The sequence below is a fragment of the Bordetella genomosp. 13 genome, assembly GCF_007679965.1.
In the GTDB taxonomy this organism is placed as follows: domain Bacteria; phylum Pseudomonadota; class Gammaproteobacteria; order Burkholderiales; family Burkholderiaceae_B; genus Bordetella.
The window spans coordinates 38,913-54,911 of sequence record NZ_VEHL01000011.1 but is presented as its reverse complement, the minus strand read 5'-3'; the positions used below and the strand labels follow the sequence as shown (position 1 = coordinate 54,911).

Here is a 15,999-nt window from a genome sequence, read left to right as displayed (position 1 = left end):
CCTCCGTCATCGCCTGCGCCAGGGCTCAGGGCGCCGCGGCGTCCTGTAGGGCAGCCTGCCGCCTACCCTTACAGGACGCCCGTGTCCGTGGTCACGACGCACTGGCCGGTGGGCAAGCGCAACGGGGGGCGAGCGGCAGAGGCCCGCGCTGGATAGAATGCTGCGATGAGCACAAGCCATCTTTCCCATCGCCTTCGCCACCACATCCCGCTTGCCACCGCCGCCGCGCCGCGACAGGAGCAACATCGATGAGCATCCCCTTCCGCGTCGGCCAGGGTTTCGACGTACACGCACTGGTCGAAGGCCGCCCGCTGATCCTGGGCGGCGTTACCATCCCGCACACCCACGGCCTGCTGGGCCATTCCGATGCCGACGCGCTGCTGCACGCCATCACCGATGCGCTGCTGGGCGGAGCCGGCCTGGGCGACATCGGCCGCCACTTCCCGGATACCGATCCCCAGTACCGCGGCGCGGACAGCCGGGTGCTGCTGCGCGCGGCGGCCGAGAAGGTGCGCAGGGCCGGCTGGCAGGCGGTCAACGTGGACGCCACGGTGCATGCCCAGGCGCCCAAGATCGGCCCGCACGCCAATGCCATGGTGCGCAACATCGCCGCCGACCTGGGGTTGAGCGAAGGCGACGTCAACGTCAAGGCCAAGACCAACGAAAGCCTGGGATTTCTGGGCCGCAAGGAAGGCATCGCGGCGACGGTGGTGGTGCTGCTCGGCCGTGTCGAGCCGGCCTGATCGGCCAGGCCGGACAGGCGAGGAAAAGGGCTGCCCTTGGGAGGCCGGTTCGCCGTCGTGGGGCAGGACTAACGCCAGCCCTCGGGCAGCCGCTGCGCCGGCAGCGCCCATTGCAGCAATTGCGCCGCCTGTACGCTCAGCCGCCGGGCATCGCCGCTGGTGTGCAACTCGCAGCCGCCGTCATACCCGGCCGGCGCCAGCAGGGCCGGCGCCTCGGTGCGCAGCCGGTACGCCAGTTGCCGCGCCAGGGCCGGGCCGGGCTCGATGATGGGCAGGTCGGGCCCCACCCGTTCGCGCAGCAGCGGCAGCAGGAAAGGAAAGTGCGTGCACCCCAGCACCAGCACGTCGGCGCCTTCGGCCAGCAGCGCGCTGGCGGCCCGGTCCACGGCGGCGCGGGCCGCGTCGTCGTGCAATTGCCCGTTTTCCACCAGCATCACCCAGTCGGGGCACGGCCTGAGCACCACGCGGGCGCCGGCGGCCGCGCGCTGCGCCAGCGCGGCGAAGCGCGGGCTGGCCAGCGTGCCGTGGGTGGCGAACACGCCGATGACGCCCGAGCGGCTGAGCTGCGCCGCAGGCTTGATGGCGGGCTCGATGCCGACCACCACCAGGTCGGGATGGTGGGCGCGCATCGTGCCGATGGCGGCAGCCGTGGCCGTGTTGCACGCCACCGCGATGGCGCGGGCCCCGCGCGACACGAAATAGTCGGCGATGGCCAGCGCGCGCTGCTCGAGGAAAGGCTGGGATTTTTCGCCGTAGGGCAGATGGGCCGAGTCGGCCACGTACACCAGCGGCTCGTCCGGCAGGGCGCGGCGGATCTCGCGCAGGGTGCTCAGCCCGCCCGCGCCCGAGTCGTAGATGCCGATGGGGCGGACGTCGGAGGGCGGAGGCATCGAAGGGCGGAGTCGGGAAAAGCGCCATTCTACGCCCCCGGCCGACGGGTCGGCTGACCGGCCCCGGCAGCACGTGCACCTGTCCGTAGGACAATTTCTTGATTCCCCGCGCGCCGGCGCGCAGACTGCTGGCACCGCCCGCCACGCCGGACGCGCCTCGACGCCATCCACGACCGGCGCGCGCCAGCTAAGCACGGCCACCTCGTCCCGACCCGGAGCGCGAACCGCCATGCCGCAACCCACCGAACTGCTACGCCACCGCTGGCTCATCGTCATCGCCGCGGGCGCCATCATGGGGGCCGCGCTGGGCGTGCGCCACGTACAGGGTCTGTTCCTGCAACCCGTGTTGTCGACGCAGGGCTGGTCGCGCGAGGCCTTCGGCTTCGCGCTGGCCCTGCAGAACCTGGTGTGGGGACTGGCCCAGCCGTTCACGGGCATGGTGGCTGATCGGTATGGGTCGGGGAAGGTGCTGGTGCTGGGCGTGGTCGCGTACGCGGCCGGCCTGCTGCTGATGGCGGGTGCCGCCACGCCCGGCGGTTTCGCGCTGACCAACGGCGTCCTGGTGGGCGTGGCATTGTCCGGCACGGCCTTCGGCACCGTCTATGGCGCGCTCAGCCGGATATTCCCGGGCGAGCAGCGCGCCTGGGCGCTGGCGGTGGCAGGCGCGCTGGGCGGGCTGGGCCAGTTCTGCATGGTGCCGTTCGTGCAGGAATTGCTGGGGGCCATGGATTGGCGCCATGTCGCGATGGCGCTGGCGGCGTGCCTGCTCGCACTGGTGCCGCTGTCGGCGTTCCTGCGCGACCGCGCCCCGTCGGCCGGGCCCGCCGCGCCGGCCGCTGCGCAGGCCGGCATGGCGGCCGCCATCCGCCAGGCGCTGCGCCATCCGAGTTTCTGGCTGCTCAACCTGGGCTTCACGGCCTGCGGATTCCAGCTGGCCTTCATCGCCACGCACATGCCGGCCTATCTGACCGAAAACGGCTTGAGCGCCGGACAGGCCGGCGCCACGCTTGCCGTCATCGCGTTGACCAACATCTTCGGCAATTACGTCTGCGCCAGGCTGGGCGGCCGCTGGCCGCCGAGACAGGTGCTTTGCTGGCTCTACGTTGCCCGGTCGCTGGCCATCGCGGTCTTCGTGGCGCTGCCGGTCACGCCCTGGAGCGCCTATGCCTTCTCGGCGGCCATGGGCTTCCTGTGGTTGGGCACGGTACCGCTGACCAGCGGCGTGCTGTCGGGCATTTTCGGCGTGCGCTACATCGGCACCCTGTTCGGCCTGGTGTTCCTCGGCCACCAGATCGGCGGCTTTCTCGGGGTATGGGTGGGCAGCGTGGCGTACGACGCGTACCAGTCCTATGACCTGATGTGGATGGTGTCGATCGGCATCGGCCTGCTGGCGGCCTGGGTGCATTGGCCGATCGACGACCGGCCGTTGGGGCAGGCCGCGCTGGCGGCTCGGGCATCATGAGGGCCGCACGGTCCGGCCGCCTGACGGCGCTGGCACGGCGCGGCGCCCTGGGTGCCGCGGCCGTGGCTTTGCTGGCGCTGGTCTTCCAGGCCTGGCTGGATCCGGCGCTGACGCTGAGCCTGGCCGACGGCCTGTTCCTGTGCCGCTGATCGCGTCCCGTGGGCGCCAGGAAAGAAAAATCCCCGCGGCATGGACATGCTGCGGGGATCAGGCGACGGGCGGCCGATGCGGCGGTCCGGCGGGACCGACCCGGCTAAACAGGCCGGGGTGCGCCGGAGACGCCCGCCTGGAAGTGCTCGGCCGAGTGCGGCCGGTCCGACAGGCCCGGCGCGCGCCCCGGGTATTACTTGCCTTGCGCCGCCAGCGCCAGCGCTGCCGCGTTGATCACCGCCGCGATGCGGCCGGCGTCACGCAGTTGCTCGGAACTGAAACCGTCCTTGCGCAGGTTCTCGAAGTGCGACTGCACGCAGAAGTGGCACTTGCCGATGATCGAGGCCACCAGGGCGAACAGCTCGAAGCGCTTCTTGTCCACGCCGCCATGGGTGGCGTAGGCGTTCATGCGCAGCTGGGCCGGCAGCGTCTTCAACTGGGCATCGCCCGACATCTCGACGTACGGATACCAGACGTTGTTCATGCCCATCAGCGAGGCCGCGGTCAACGCGGCGTTCGCGTCGGTCTCGGACAGCGCGCCCTTGAAGGCGTCGATCAGGAACGGGCTGCGCGACGCATAGGCAGCGGCCAGGGCCGCGCCCAGCGCGTCTTCCGGGGCCAGCGTCGAGCGGGCGATGACGGAATCCAGATTCAGGCGGATGTCCTTCGCCCAATCCGGCAATTGTTCCTTGATGGTAGAGAGGAATTCCATAGCTTTTACCTATATTCTGGAGCAAGGAAAGCCCGGACGAACCGGGCCAGGGGCAATGCTTACAGCGTCGCGCCGCCAACCGTACGGTTGCACGGGCACAGCTCGTCGGTCTGCAGGCCGTCCAGCAGGCGCAGGACTTCCTCGGGGTTGCGGCCGACGTTCAGGTTGTTCACCGACACGTGCTGGATGGTGTTGTCCGGATCGACGATGAAGGTGGCGCGCAGGGCAACGCCAGCACCCTTTTCACGCACGCCCAGTTGGTCGATCAGGGCGCCCGTGGTGTCGCCGAATTGGTAGTGGCCCAGCTTGTTGAGGTCCGGGTGCTCACGGCGCCATGCCAGCTTGACGAACTCGTTGTCCGTGGAGCCGCCCAGCAGGACGGCGTCGCGGTCTTCGAAGTCCTTGGCCAGCTTGTTGAAGCCGACGATCTCGGTCGGGCACACGAAGGTGAAGTCCTTCGGGTAGAAGTAGATCACCTTCCACTTGCCGGGGAACGAGCTTTCGGTGATGTCTTCGAAGGCCGAGACGCCGTTTTCTTCGTGCTGGTTGAAGCCGGGCTTGACGCCGGTGACCTTGAAGGGCTCGAGTTTGTCGCCAACAGTTTTCATGTGTACTCCCAGTGAGTGTTGGGTGGAGAGGCCCCGCGAGGAGCCGAGACATCTAATTTTACGCTATTGGTTTTCGATGTCTAATTGATAATTTCTAAATTTGGCTTTGGGCAGTTCTATTCGTGCCGTGAGCCCGCCACCCGGCCGGGGCTGCATCTTGAGCGAGCCGCCGACGTGCTTGAGCAGACGTTCGACGATGGCCAGGCCCAGGCCCGCGCCGCTGACCCCCGTGCGGGCGGCCTCGCCGCGCGAGAAGGGGCGCAGCAGGCGTTCGACTTCCTCGGGCGCGATGCCCGGCCCGCGGTCACAGACTTCGATGGCCACGGTACTGCCCTCGGATTGCACGGTCATGACCAGGTGCGCCAGCCCGTCGGTGGAGCGGCCGTAGCGGCGCGCGTTCTCGATCAGGTTGCCGACGATGCGCTTGAGGTCCAGCGCGGTGATGCGGGCGCGCAGGCCCGGTTCGATGTTGGCCTCGAGCTCGCCGCCGAGCGAGGCCGTGTGGCTGCGCTCGCGTTCGAACAGCTCGTGCAGCACGGACGAGATGTCGGTTGCCAGCTGGGGCAGGGTGCCGGCCGGACGGGCATATTCCATCAATTGGCCGATACTGTGGTCGATCTGGGCCAGATCGTCGTCGATCGCCTGGCGCGCGTCTTCCGACACGCCGCTCATCTCGATCTCCAGGCGCATGCGCGCCAGCGGGGTGCGGAGGTCGTGGGAGATGCCGGCCAGCATGAGTTCGCGGTCGGCCTCGGCCTGCCGCAGGTCCTTGGACATGCGGTTGAACGAGGCATTCAGGTCGCGGATCTCCAGCGGCCCCTGCTCGGGCAGGGAGGCCGGCGTTTCGCCGCGCGACAGCACCTGGGCCGCGCGCGCCAGCCGCGACAGCGGCCGGTTGACGAAGCCCACGCTGACCGCGGCGCCCACCAATGACAGCAGCAGCGCCGTGGCGCCCCAGCCCAGCCATTCGATGCCGCCCGTCAGCCCGATCTGCTCGCGCTCGAACACCAGCCAGTACAGGTCCTGGTCTATCTGGAAACTGACCCAGAAGCCGGGTACCTGATTGACCCCCCATGCGATGTGGGTGTCCGTGCCGAAGCGGGCACGGATGTGCTGCGCCACCCGCTGCCAGTAGTCGTCGTCGGGCAGGCCCTCGGTGAAGTCGGTGACCTCGCGGGGATAGACCTGGATGCCCTCGTTCGTCGCCAGGTCCAGCAGCAGTTTGCTGCGTTCCTCGGCGTGCGAATACACCAGGGCCGTACGGGTGATGTTCACGGCGGTGATCACCCGTTGGGCCATCTGGTTGGCGCGGGGCCCCAGCTCCATGCTGAAAAATACCTGCAACCACGCGCCCAGGCTGACCAGCATGAGCGTGGCCAGCAAAAGAAACGTGCGCCCGAAAAGACCCAGGCGCAAACGTGAAGTCAGGTTGCGGAAGATTCTGCGTAGGCGGGGCACGGGACCGCGCTCCTGCCCGGTGGGACGGGCTGTTTGGTCAGCTTCCGCCATCCGGAACGAAAACGTAGCCCAGGCCCCAGACCGTCTGGATGAAGACCGGCTTGGAGGGGTTGGGTTCGATCAGCTTGCGCAGACGCGAGATCTGGACGTCCAGGCTGCGATCGAAGGCTTCGTATTCGCGGCCGCGAGCAAGTTCCATCAGCTTGTCGCGCGACAGGGGGATCTTGGGATGGCGGGCAAACACCTTCAACACCGAGAACTCGCCGGTGGTGATGGGCACCTGTTCGCCGTTACGGGTCAGGGTGCGCGTGGACAGGTTGAGCACGTACGGACCGAAGGCGATCGACTCGTTTTCCTGGCTGGGCGCGCCCGGGTGTTCTTCCGTGCCGCGGCGGCGCAGGATCGCATTGATGCGGGCCAGCAGTTCGCGCGGGTTGAAGGGTTTGGACAGGTAGTCGTCCGCGCCCATCTCAAGGCCGACGATACGGTCGATCTCTTCGGCCTTGGCCGTGAGCATGATGATCGGCGTATTGTCGTGTCCGCCCCGCAACCGGCGGCAGATCGACAAGCCGTCTTCGCCTGGCAGCATCAGGTCGAGGACGAGCAGGTCGAAGTGCTCGCGCTGCCATAGTTTGCCCATTTCCTTGGCATCCTCGGCGACGAACACGTTGAACCCTTGTTCAGACAGGTAGCGCCGCAGCAGATCGCGAAGACGGGGGTCATCGTCGACGACTAGGATCTTGCGGATGGGGGTGGTGTTTTGAGTGTTCATGGCCGGAAATGTAACAGTGACAGGAACCGGGGGCAATCGGCATTTCACAATGTATTACACATTGCGCATAACGGTTGAAATCTCTCGGTTTTTTCTCGATAGGTTGCGCCAATTTCGTACAATTCCGACCCATGAACTTGACTCTGCTGGCCTTTGAAACCTCGTCTTCGCGCTGCGGCGTGGCCCTGCTGCAGGACGATGGCGGCGCCCCTCGCGTCGATCTTCTCGAACACGAGGGCGCCCAGGAGCACGCCGAACGTCTCCTGCCGATGGCCCGGGAGTTGCTGACGCGCGCCGGCCTGGCGCCCGCCGACCTGGATGCCGTGGCCTTCGGCCAGGGGCCGGGCGGCTTCACCGGCCTGCGGGTGGCCTGTGGCGTGGCGCAGGGCGTGGCGCTGGGCCTGGGCGTGCCGGTGCTGCCCGTGGTGTCGCACCTGGCCGTGGCCGAGGAAAGCGGGGCCGCATCGGACGACGTGGTGCTGGTGGCGCTGGACGCGCGCATGGAAGAGGTCTACCTGGCGGCCTACCGACGCCAGGATGAGGGCTGGCACGAATTGCAGGCGCCCATGCTGATCGCCGCGGGCGAGGCCATGCCCTGGGCGCTGCATCACCTGCCGGCCTGGACCGGCCAGGCAGGCCGGCCGCTGGCGCTGCTGCGCGCGGGCGATGCCTGGGATGCCTATCCAGCCATGGCCGAGGCCGGCGCCGGCACGCCGCGCTGCCAGGCGGCGCGGCCGCAGGCCACGGCGGTGGCCCAATTGGCGCGGCGGGCATGGCAGCGTGGCGAAGCCGTCGATCCCGAGGCCGCCGCGCCGCTGTACGTGCGCGACAAGGTCGCCTTCACGACGGCCGAGCGGCAGGCCGGGCAGGGGGGCAATCCGCGTGCCGGCAGCCAGCTGGCCGAAACGGGGACGCGGGGCGAGGGGGCGCAGGGCGCCAGCGTGGACGATCGGGCGGAGCCACCGCCGGCCGCGGCTGCCGCCTCGGGCGTGGACGTTTCGGCGCCTTCGCCTTCCGTCGGCGTGCCGGCGGCGCCGAATCCGTCCGAGGCGCCGGTACAGCCCGCCGACGCGGCGCCCGCGGCCGCCCTGGCGACCGTCGACGGCATCGAACTGCTGCCCATGACGCCCGCCGACCTGGACGAAGTGGCTGAACTCGAGGCCCAGGTGCAGGCCTTCCCCTGGACGCGCGGCAACTTCGCCGACGGCCTGGCGGCGGGCTATCCGGGCTGCGTGCTGCGCGCGGACGGCCGGCTGGCGGGCTTCTGCCTGCTGATGCTGGCGCCCGACGTGGCGCACCTGCTGGTGATCGCGGTGCCGCGCGCCATGCACCGGCGCGGACTGGGCAGCCGGCTGCTGCAATGGTGCGAAGCGCGCACCCGCCAGGCCGGGGTGCCCGGGTTGCTGCTGGAAGTGCGTCCGTCGAATCACGGCGCCGTCGGCTTCTACGAACAGGCGGGGTTCCTGCGGGTCGGTGTGCGCAGGGGCTATTATCCGAGCGGTAAAGGTAAACGCGAGGATGCACTGGTCATGCACAAGACCATCGAGAGCGGCGGCGCATGACGGGGCCGTTCGTCCAGGGCGCGGCCCCATCGGCGCCGCGCGTCAATCCCCTGCAGCGGCTGTGGCTGCGTGAACTGGGTATCGAGAAGACCTGGCTGCGCGAGGCTACGCCGGCCGAGTCCGCCGCGGCGGTCGACGTCCGGCCGCAGGCCGGCCGGGTGGGCGCGGCCGGGGGCCGGGCGGGCGACGCCCGGGATGCCGGCGGGCGGCTTGGCGAGGCCCGATCCGACCGGACCGGCGGTCCGCAGCCTGTCGAGGCGCGATCCGCCGAGACCATGGCTGCCCAGGCCCGGCCTGGCGAGGCCCGGCCTGGCGAGGCCCGGTCCCTCGACTCCACCACTGCCATGCCCGCGGGCCGCGCGCTCGACGGCCAAGCCGCCGCCGCGTCTTCCGCAGCCCCGGCGGGCAAGACGGTGTCCGCGCCCACGACCGCGTCCGAACACCTGAAGGCGGCCCTGGCCGCCACCGGCAAGAGCGCCGCTCCGCCGCCCGCCGCCGCGGCCGCGCCGCGCGGTCCGGCGCCCTATGTTGCGGAAACCCCCGAAGCCAGGAATGAACGCCTGCGCCAGGTCCAGTCGGCCGACCTCGAGACCCTGCGCGGCATGGTTACCGGCTGCGAGGCCTGCGGCCTGTGCCGGGGGCGGCGCAATGCCGTGTTCGGCATGGGCGCCGAGGCGCCGCGCTGGATGGTGGTGGGCGAGGCGCCGGGCGAGCAGGAAGACCGGCAGGGCCTGCCGTTCGTGGGCCGTTCGGGCCAGTTGCTGGACGCCATGCTGGCCTCGGTCGGCATGAGCCGGGAGCAGACTGTCTTCATCGCCAACGTGATCAAGTGCCGGCCGCCGGGCAACCGCAATCCCACGCCCGACGAGATCGCGGCCTGCAGTCCCTACCTGATGCGGCAGATCGCGCTGCTCAAGCCCGAGCGCATCCTGGTGGTGGGGCGCTTCGCGGCGCAGACGCTTCTGGGCACGGACGCCACCATCGGCAGCCTGCGCGGACGCGTGCATCACCTGGAACTCGAGGGCCGCAGCATTCCGGTGATCGTCAGCTACCACCCGGCCTACCTGCTGCGCAGTCCGGGCGAGAAGGCGCGCAGCTGGCAGGATCTCAGGCTGGCGGCCACGCTGGCCTAGGCTCGGATCGGCCCCATCGATCAAGGCGCAAGCGTCAGGGGCGGCATCGTGATCGCGGCCAAGCCTGCCGCTCGGCGAACGTCAAGGCCATGTCCAGGCAGTCAGCAGCCCTGCCCAGGCTGCACGCGGGCTGCATCCAGGCCGTACCCAGGCTGCACCTGGGCTGCATCCAGCCGCACCCAGGCAAAAGGGACCGTGAAGACGGTCCCTTTTCCTTTTCCTGCTGCCGGGCATGCCCCCCGGGCACCAGGCTCAGTGCTCGCCGCTTAGCGCCTTGCCGTGGCCTTCCTGGCCGATCTGGTCCACCATGTCGGGATGCGCGCGGCGGTTCAGGCGGCACCAGTACATCACCACCGTCATCAGGGTGAAGACGATCAGCCCGAAGACGACGATGATGGTGTTGATCGACATGTTCAGCCACAGCATCAGCGAGTACATGGCCACCATCAGCAGGATGTTGAGCTGCTCGTTGAAGTTCTGCACCGCGATGGAATGGCCCGCCGACAGCAGCACGTGGCCGCGGTGCTGCAGCAGCGCGTTCATGGGCACGACGAAGAACCCGGCCAGGCCGCCGATCAGCAGCAGCAGCAGGTAGACGGCCCAGGGCGTGTACACCAGCGGCATCAGCAGCACGACCAGGCCCATCGACGCGCCCACCGGCAATACGCACAGCGCCTTGCGCAGCGGGATGCGGCCGGCCAGCACCGAGCCGACCACGGTGCCCACGGCGGCCACGCCCATCAGGATGGAGGCCTGGTCCAGCCGGTAGCCCAGGTGGTCGCGGCCCCACTCGATGACGATCAGCTGCAGCGTGGCGCCCGCGCCCCAGAACAGGGTGGTGACGGCCAGCGAGATCTGGCCGAGCTTGTCGCGCCACAGCACGCGCACGTAGCCGGTGAAGGCGCGCACCAGCTTGACGGGGTTCTTCTGCTGCGGCGGATAGCGCACATGGGTGGGAGGGATCAGCAGGTTGCACAGCGCGGCCAGCAGGTAGACCACCGAGATGACCAGGATGGCGGCCTCGGCGGGCGTATGGACCAGCTTGCCGATGGTGGGATGCAGCAGCAGCGCCTGGGACACCTTGGGCGAGATCAGCGCGCCGCCCAGCACGGTGCCGATGATGATGGACAGCACGGTCAGGCCTTCGATCCAGCTGTTGCCCACCACCAGCTTGTCGGGCGGCAGCATCTCGGTGACGATGCCGTACTTGGCCGGCGAGTAGGCCGCGGCGCCGATGCCCACCACGGCATAGGCCAGGCACACCAGGAAGGTCTGCAGGTCGTGGGACAGGCCCACGCTGGCGTACGAGAACATCAGCAGGCAGCCGCCGACCTTCATGGCGTTGGTGACGAACATGACGCGGCCCTTGGGGAAGGTGTCGGCCACGGCCCCCACGAAGGCGGCCAGCACCACGTAGGCCAGCGCGAAGGTCCACTTCATCATCGGCGCCATCCAGTCGGGACCGCGCAATTCCTGGATCAGGGCGATCGCCGCGATGAACAGCGCGTTGTCCGCCATGGACGAGAAGGCCTGCGCGGCCATGACCAGATAAAACCCGCGTTTCAAAAGGATGTCCCCGCTGCCCTCGGCACTGCCTGTGGGCGGAAAGTTGTGCTGTACGACAAGTGTCAGCGAGTATAGCGTCCGAGTGAGTCCGCGCTACCCCGGGCATATCCCCGGATGCCGCGGGCCGCGCGCGGTTCCTGGCCGTCCACGCAGGCGCCTGGGGTATCATACGACCCGTATCCGCCGGCCCCCAGGGGCCGCTTTCGTATCCGGGCGCTTCGGCCCCGCGTCGCCGCTCAATCTTTCCTTTCCAGACAACCGCCCCGTCATCGTACTGTGCGCCTTACCCAGCTCAAACTCGCCGGATTCAAGTCGTTCGTCGACCCCACCGTCATTCCCGTCCCCAGCCAGCTGGTCGGCGTGGTGGGGCCGAACGGCTGCGGCAAATCCAACATCATCGACGCGGTGCGTTGGGTGCTGGGCGAGGCGAAGGCCTCGGAGCTGCGCGGCGAGTCGATGCAGGACGTGATCTTCAACGGCTCGGGCAACCGCAAGCCGGCGGCCCGCGCCTCGGTCGAGATGGTGTTCGACAACAGCGAAGGCCGTGCCGCGGGGCAGTGGAGCACCTACGCCGAGATCGCCGTGCGCCGCGTGCTCACGCGCGACGGCACCAGCAGCTACTACGTCAACAACCAGCAGGTCCGGCGGCGCGACATCCACGACATCTTCCTGGGCACCGGCCTGGGCGCGCGCGGCTACGCCATCATCGGCCAGGGCATGATCAACCGCCTGATCGAGGCCAAGCCCGAAGAACTGCGGGTGTTCCTCGAAGAGGCCGCGGGCGTGTCGCGCTACAAGGAGCGCCGCCGCGAGACCGAGAACCGCCTGTCCGACACGCGCGAGAACCTGACGCGCGTCGAGGACATCCTGCGCGAGCTGGGCAGCCAGCTGGAGAAGCTCGAGGCCCAGGCGGAAGTGGCCCGCCAGTACCGTGAATTGCAGGCCGACGGCGAGAAGAAACAGTACGCGCTGTGGCTGCTGAAGGAAACCGGCGCCCGCGACGAGCGCCAGCGCAAGAGCCAGGACATGGCGCAGGCGCAGAACGCGCTGGAAGCCGCCACCGCCAGCCTGCGCGCAGGCGAGGCCGCGCTCGAATCCCACCGCCAGGCCCACTATGCGGCTGGCGATGCCGTGCACGCCGCCCAGGGCCAGTTGTACGAGGCCAATGCCCAGGTCAGCCGGCTCGAGGCCGAGATCCGCCACGTGGTCGATTCGCGCAATCGCCTGCAGGCGCGCCGCCAGCAGCTGGAATCGCAGATCGCCGAGTGGGGCGCCCAGCAGGAACATTGCATCGAACAGATCGCCCAGGCCGAGGAAGACCTGGCCGCGGGCGCCGCGCGCACCGAAGAGGCGCGTGCGCGGGCCGAGGACGCCCAGGCGGCGCTGCCCGGCATCGAGGCGCGCGTGCGCGAAGCCGCGGCCTCGCGCGACGCCATGCGCGGCGACCTGGCGCGAGTCGAGCAGAACCTGGCGCTGGCCGCGCAAAGCCAGCGCGACGCCGACCGCCAGCTGCAGACGCTGGAGCAACGCCGCGAGCGCCTGCAGCAGGAACTGCGCGAGCTGCATGCCCCGGATCCCGCCCGCCTGGAACAACTGGCCGGCGACCGCGCCGCCGGCGAAGACCAGCTTGAAGAGGCGCAGGCCGAACTGGCCGAGCTCGAGGGCCGCGTGCCCGAGGCCGATGCCGAACGCAGCCGTGCCCAGGGCGCGGCGCAGCAGGAAGTGCAAAGCCTGGCGCGCCTGGAAGCGCGCCTGTCCGCACTGGTCAAGCTGCAGGAGGACGTGCAGAAGCAGGGGGCGCTCGAGCCCTGGCTGGCGCGCCACGAGCTGGCCGGCCTGTCGCGCCTGTGGCAGAAGCTGCACGTCGAACCCGGCTGGGAAACCGCGCTGGAGGCCATGCTGCGCGAGCGCATGGCCGCGCTGGAAGTGCGCAACCTGGATTGGGCGCGCGCCTTCGCCGATGACGCGCCGCCTGCCCGCCTGGCCTTCTACCAGTTGCCCACGCCCGCGCCGGTGCCGGCCGCGCCCGCCGGCCTGACGCCGCTGGCCAGCCTGCTGCGCATCACCGATCCCGACCTGAAGACGCTGCTGAACGACTGGCTGCGCAACGTCTACACCGCTGCCGACCTGGCCCAGGCCCTGGCCGGCCGCGCCGCATTGCCCGAGGGCGCCGTCTGCGTGGTCAAGGCCGGCCACGTGGTCGACGGCCACAGCGTGCGCTTCTATGCGCCCGACTCCGAGCAGGCCGGCATGCTGGGCCGCCAGCAGGAGATCGAGAACCTGCAGCGCGAGATCAAGGCCCAGCAGCTGATCACCGACCAGTCGCGCGGCGCCGTGGCGCGCGCCGAGGCCGGCTGGCAGCAGGTCTCGCAGGCCATCGCGCCGGCGCGCCAGCGCGTGGCCGAAGTCACGCGCCGCGTGCACGACATCCAGCTCGAGCATTCGCGCCTGCAGCAGCAGGCCGAGCAGTCCGGCGAGCGCGCCGCGCGCCTGCGCCAGGACCTGGACGAACTGGCCGCGCACGAGGAAGACCTGCGCGCCACTCGCGAAGAGGCCGAGGCCCGCTTCGAGACGCTGGACGGCGAGCTGGCCGAGCACCAGACGCGCTTCTCCGATGCGGAGATGGCCGGCGAAGACCTGGCTGCCCAGGCAGAGGCCGCCCGCACGCGCCTGCGCGAGCTCGAGCGCGCCGCGCAGGAATCCGAATTCGCCGAGCGCAGCGTGCAGGCGCGCATCGCCGACCTGCAGCGCAACCGGCAACTGGCGGCGGACCAGAGCCATCGCGGCCGGACCGAAATGGAACAGCTCGAGGCGGACCTGTCCGAGCTGGACGCATCGGCCTCGCAGGCCGGCCTGCAGGATGCGCTGGAGCAGCGCGCCGAACGCGAGGAAGCCCTGACGCGCGCGCGCCAGGAGCTGGACAACCTGTCCGCCGGCCTGCGCGCCGCCGACGAAGAGCGCGTGCAGCAAGAGCGCGCGCTGGAGCCCTTGCGCAACCGCATCACGCAGCTGCAGCTGGACGAGCAGGCCGCGCGGCTGGCCGAGGAACAATTCACCGAGCAGCTCAACGCCCGCGAGGTGGACCGCGAGGCGCTGGCCCGCGACCTGGCCGACCGGCCCGACGAATGGCGCCGCGCCAGCTGGCTGCAATCCGAAGTGGGCCGCATCTCGCGCCAGATCGACGCGCTGGGCTCGGTCAACCTGGCCGCCCTGGACGAGCTGACCACGTCCCGCGAACGCAAGACCTTCCTCGATTCGCAGCAGCAAGACCTGTTGACCGCGATGGAGACCCTCGAGGACGCCATCCGCAAGATCGACCGCGAGACGCGCGAGCTGCTGCAAGAGACCTTCGACACCGTCAACGGTCATTTCGGCGAACTGTTCCCGCGGCTGTTCGGCGGCGGCGAAGCCAGGCTGACCATGACCGGCGACGAGATCCTGGATGCCGGCGTGCAGGTCATGGCGCAGCCGCCCGGCAAGCGCAACAGCACCATCCACCTGCTGTCGGGCGGCGAGAAGGCGCTGACGGCGACCGCGCTGGTGTTCGCGCTGTTCAAGCTGAACCCCGCGCCCTTCTGCCTGCTCGACGAGGTGGATGCGCCGCTGGACGACGCCAATACCGAACGTTATGCGAATCTGGTCAGCGCCATGAGCGAGCAGACGCAGTTCCTGTTCATATCTCATAACAAGATCGCCATGCAGATGGCCAAGCAATTGGTCGGCGTGACCATGCAGGAACAGGGCGTTTCGCGTATCGTTGCCGTAGATATCGATTCGGCCGTGCAGATGGCGGTCGAAGCGTAACCCCTGGAGTGATAGACGCGCCCCGCGCGCGGAATTGATACATGAGCGATTTGCAGATCGGGCTGATAGCCCTGGGTGTGCTGTTCATCCTGTTGGTGCTGGGGTTCAACTGGTGGCAGGACCGCCGGGTGCGCCGCAGGATGCAGGCGCAGTTTCCAGGTTCCGAGCAGGACCCCCTTCTGGGCGCCGGCGAATTCCGCGCGGGCGCGGCGTCCGTGGGCGCCGCCGGCCCGACGCGCCGCGAGCCCGGAATCGGCTCGAACAGTGCGGTGGCGTCCGCCGAGGCGCCGTCGGCCGAGGCCGACGATGCCCAGGAACCCGATCCCGCCTGCGAGGTGGTCATCGAGGTCCACTTCAGCGAGCCGGTGCGCGGCTCCGACCTGCTGCCTTATCTGCAAGGACTGCGCAGCGTGGGCCGCAAGCCCTTGCGCGTTTTCGCCGAGACCGATGGCCATCGCCACCGTGCCCGCGTGCACGTGCAGGAGCTGTACGTCTCCCTTCAACTGGCCGTGCTGCTGGCCAACCGCAGCGGCGCGCTGAACGCCATCGAATGGTCTCAGGCCTGGGCGCGTGCGCAGGACCTGGCCGACCGCTTCGACGGCACCATCGAAAGTCCCGACCAGCAGGCCGCGCTCGAGCAGGCCGCGCGCCTGGACGACACCTGCGCCGCGCTGGACACGCAGGTGGGCCTGACGCTGGTGATGCGCGCCCCGCGATCCGCCTCCGACGTGCTGTCCGCCGCGATGTCGCTGGGGTTCTCCGTCGACGGCCCGCGCCTGGCCTGGCTGGCCGACACGGGCGTGGCGCGCTTCTCGCTGTCGCGCGCCGACGGCGCGCCGCTCGAAGCCGGCGGCGCGGTGGTCGACCGCCTGTACCTGCTGCTGGACGTGCCGTGCAGCCCGGCCGACCCGCACGCCTTCGGCCGCATGGTCGACGTGGGCCGCGAGCTGTCCGAACGCCTGGATGCCGACCTGGTCGACGACCAGGGCAAGCCGCTGGCGCAGGGCGCGGACGAGGTCATCGACGAGCGCCTGCAGGTGCTGTTCCAGCAGCTCGAACAGGCCGGACTGCCGGCGGGCGGCGAACGCGCGCTGCGGGTATTTTCTTGATTTTCATCCGGCGGTCCGGCGGCGCGCGCC

13 protein-coding genes are annotated in these 15,999 nt (G+C 69.6%); 7 read left to right on the top strand and 6 right to left on the bottom strand.

The genetic code is table 11. The features are described from left to right. Positions 1 to 248 precede the first annotated feature (248 nt). The gene (gene ispF / locus FS845_RS23180; protein WP_144639835.1) at positions 249 to 743 is read left to right on the top strand and encodes a 2-C-methyl-D-erythritol 2,4-cyclodiphosphate synthase; all 495 of its coding nucleotides are present in this window, start codon (positions 249 to 251) and stop codon (positions 741 to 743) included. 68 nt (positions 744 to 811) lie between these two features. Here ispF and murI read toward each other — a convergent pair whose 3' ends face one another. Beyond that, a complete protein-coding gene (gene murI / locus FS845_RS23175; RefSeq protein WP_144639832.1) occupies positions 812 to 1,633 on the bottom strand; it encodes a glutamate racemase in 822 nt (273 codons plus the stop codon). Positions 1,634 to 1,862: 229 nt separating this feature from the next. Between murI and FS845_RS23170 the strand changes: the two genes are divergently transcribed. Beyond that, positions 1,863 to 3,095 (top strand): MFS transporter, encoded by a 1,233-nt coding sequence (locus FS845_RS23170; protein WP_144639830.1) that lies wholly within the window; start codon positions 1,863 to 1,865, stop codon positions 3,093 to 3,095. Then, entirely contained in the window at positions 3,092 to 3,244 is a 153-nt protein-coding gene (locus tag FS845_RS26625; RefSeq protein WP_186332389.1) for a hypothetical protein, read from the top strand. Before FS845_RS23170 ends, FS845_RS26625 begins: the two co-directional genes overlap by 4 nt. A 194-nt stretch (positions 3,245 to 3,438) precedes the next feature. On the opposite strand, the gene FS845_RS23165 is transcribed toward FS845_RS26625, so the two are convergent. The 4 genes from FS845_RS23165 to ompR all read right to left on the bottom strand — a co-directional run bounded on the left by FS845_RS23165 (position 3,439) and on the right by ompR (position 6,795). Then, complete coding sequence (locus tag FS845_RS23165; protein ID WP_144639827.1) at positions 3,439 to 3,957, bottom strand: carboxymuconolactone decarboxylase family protein; 519 nt, start codon at positions 3,955 to 3,957, stop codon at positions 3,439 to 3,441. A 59-nt stretch (positions 3,958 to 4,016) separates the two neighbouring features. Beyond that, positions 4,017 to 4,565 (bottom strand): peroxiredoxin, encoded by a 549-nt coding sequence (locus FS845_RS23160; RefSeq protein ID WP_006217982.1) that lies wholly within the window; start codon positions 4,563 to 4,565, stop codon positions 4,017 to 4,019. Positions 4,566 to 4,628: 63 nt separating this feature from the next. Next, entirely contained in the window at positions 4,629 to 6,074 is a 1,446-nt protein-coding gene (locus FS845_RS23155; protein ID WP_144639824.1) for an ATP-binding protein, read from the bottom strand. After that, a complete protein-coding gene (gene ompR / locus FS845_RS23150; RefSeq protein ID WP_015040250.1) occupies positions 6,061 to 6,795 on the bottom strand; it encodes a two-component system response regulator OmpR in 735 nt (244 codons plus the stop codon). The genes FS845_RS23155 and ompR overlap by 14 nt, the downstream gene beginning before the upstream one ends. 131 nt (positions 6,796 to 6,926) lie before the next feature. On the opposite strand from ompR, the gene tsaB reads away from it, so the two are divergent. Then, positions 6,927 to 8,357, top strand: coding sequence for a tRNA (adenosine(37)-N6)-threonylcarbamoyltransferase complex dimerization subunit type 1 TsaB (gene tsaB / locus FS845_RS23145; RefSeq protein WP_144639821.1), 1,431 nt, complete (start codon positions 6,927 to 6,929; stop codon positions 8,355 to 8,357). Positions 8,358 to 8,701: 344 nt separating this feature from the next. Next, complete coding sequence (locus FS845_RS23135; RefSeq protein ID WP_144640242.1) at positions 8,702 to 9,490, top strand: uracil-DNA glycosylase; 789 nt, start codon at positions 8,702 to 8,704, stop codon at positions 9,488 to 9,490. Positions 9,491 to 9,742: 252 nt separating this feature from the next. Here the strand turns inward: FS845_RS23135 and lplT are convergent, their stop codons facing one another. After that, entirely contained in the window at positions 9,743 to 11,056 is a 1,314-nt protein-coding gene (gene lplT, locus FS845_RS23130) for a lysophospholipid transporter LplT (protein WP_144639818.1), read from the bottom strand. A gap of 276 nt (positions 11,057 to 11,332) precedes the next feature. Between lplT and smc the strand changes: the two genes are divergently transcribed. Together smc and FS845_RS23120 are read left to right on the top strand one after the other, a co-directional pair. After that, positions 11,333 to 14,860: a chromosome segregation protein SMC gene (gene smc, locus FS845_RS23125; protein ID WP_186332388.1), complete on the top strand. Its 3,528-nt coding sequence runs from the start codon at positions 11,333 to 11,335 to the stop codon at positions 14,858 to 14,860. Between the two features lie 41 nt (positions 14,861 to 14,901). Further along, positions 14,902 to 15,969, top strand: a complete 1,068-nt coding sequence (locus FS845_RS23120) for a cell division protein ZipA C-terminal FtsZ-binding domain-containing protein (RefSeq protein WP_144639812.1) — start codon at positions 14,902 to 14,904, stop codon at positions 15,967 to 15,969. The last annotated feature ends 30 nt before the right edge of the window (positions 15,970 to 15,999 follow it).

What these genes read in the sequence shown, in the direction of transcription:
- ompR (WP_015040250.1), bottom strand. Translation starts at nt 6,795, where the DNA reads ATGAACACTCAAAACACCACCCCCATCCGCAAGATCCTAGTCGTCGAC.
- FS845_RS23165 (WP_144639827.1), bottom strand. Translation starts at nt 3,957, where the DNA reads ATGGAATTCCTCTCTACCATCAAGGAACAATTGCCGGATTGGGCGAAG.
- tsaB (WP_144639821.1), top strand. Translation starts at nt 6,927, where the DNA reads ATGAACTTGACTCTGCTGGCCTTTGAAACCTCGTCTTCGCGCTGCGGC.
- ispF (WP_144639835.1), top strand. Translation starts at nt 249, where the DNA reads ATGAGCATCCCCTTCCGCGTCGGCCAGGGTTTCGACGTACACGCACTG.
- FS845_RS23160 (WP_006217982.1), bottom strand. Translation starts at nt 4,565, where the DNA reads ATGAAAACTGTTGGCGACAAACTCGAGCCCTTCAAGGTCACCGGCGTC.
- FS845_RS23120 (WP_144639812.1), top strand. Translation starts at nt 14,902, where the DNA reads ATGAGCGATTTGCAGATCGGGCTGATAGCCCTGGGTGTGCTGTTCATC.
- FS845_RS23135 (WP_144640242.1), top strand. Translation starts at nt 8,702, where the DNA reads ATGCCCGCGGGCCGCGCGCTCGACGGCCAAGCCGCCGCCGCGTCTTCC.
- FS845_RS26625 (WP_186332389.1), top strand. Translation starts at nt 3,092, where the DNA reads ATGAGGGCCGCACGGTCCGGCCGCCTGACGGCGCTGGCACGGCGCGGC.
- murI (WP_144639832.1), bottom strand. Translation starts at nt 1,633, where the DNA reads ATGCCTCCGCCCTCCGACGTCCGCCCCATCGGCATCTACGACTCGGGC.
- FS845_RS23155 (WP_144639824.1), bottom strand. Translation starts at nt 6,074, where the DNA reads ATGGCGGAAGCTGACCAAACAGCCCGTCCCACCGGGCAGGAGCGCGGT.
- FS845_RS23170 (WP_144639830.1), top strand. Translation starts at nt 1,863, where the DNA reads ATGCCGCAACCCACCGAACTGCTACGCCACCGCTGGCTCATCGTCATC.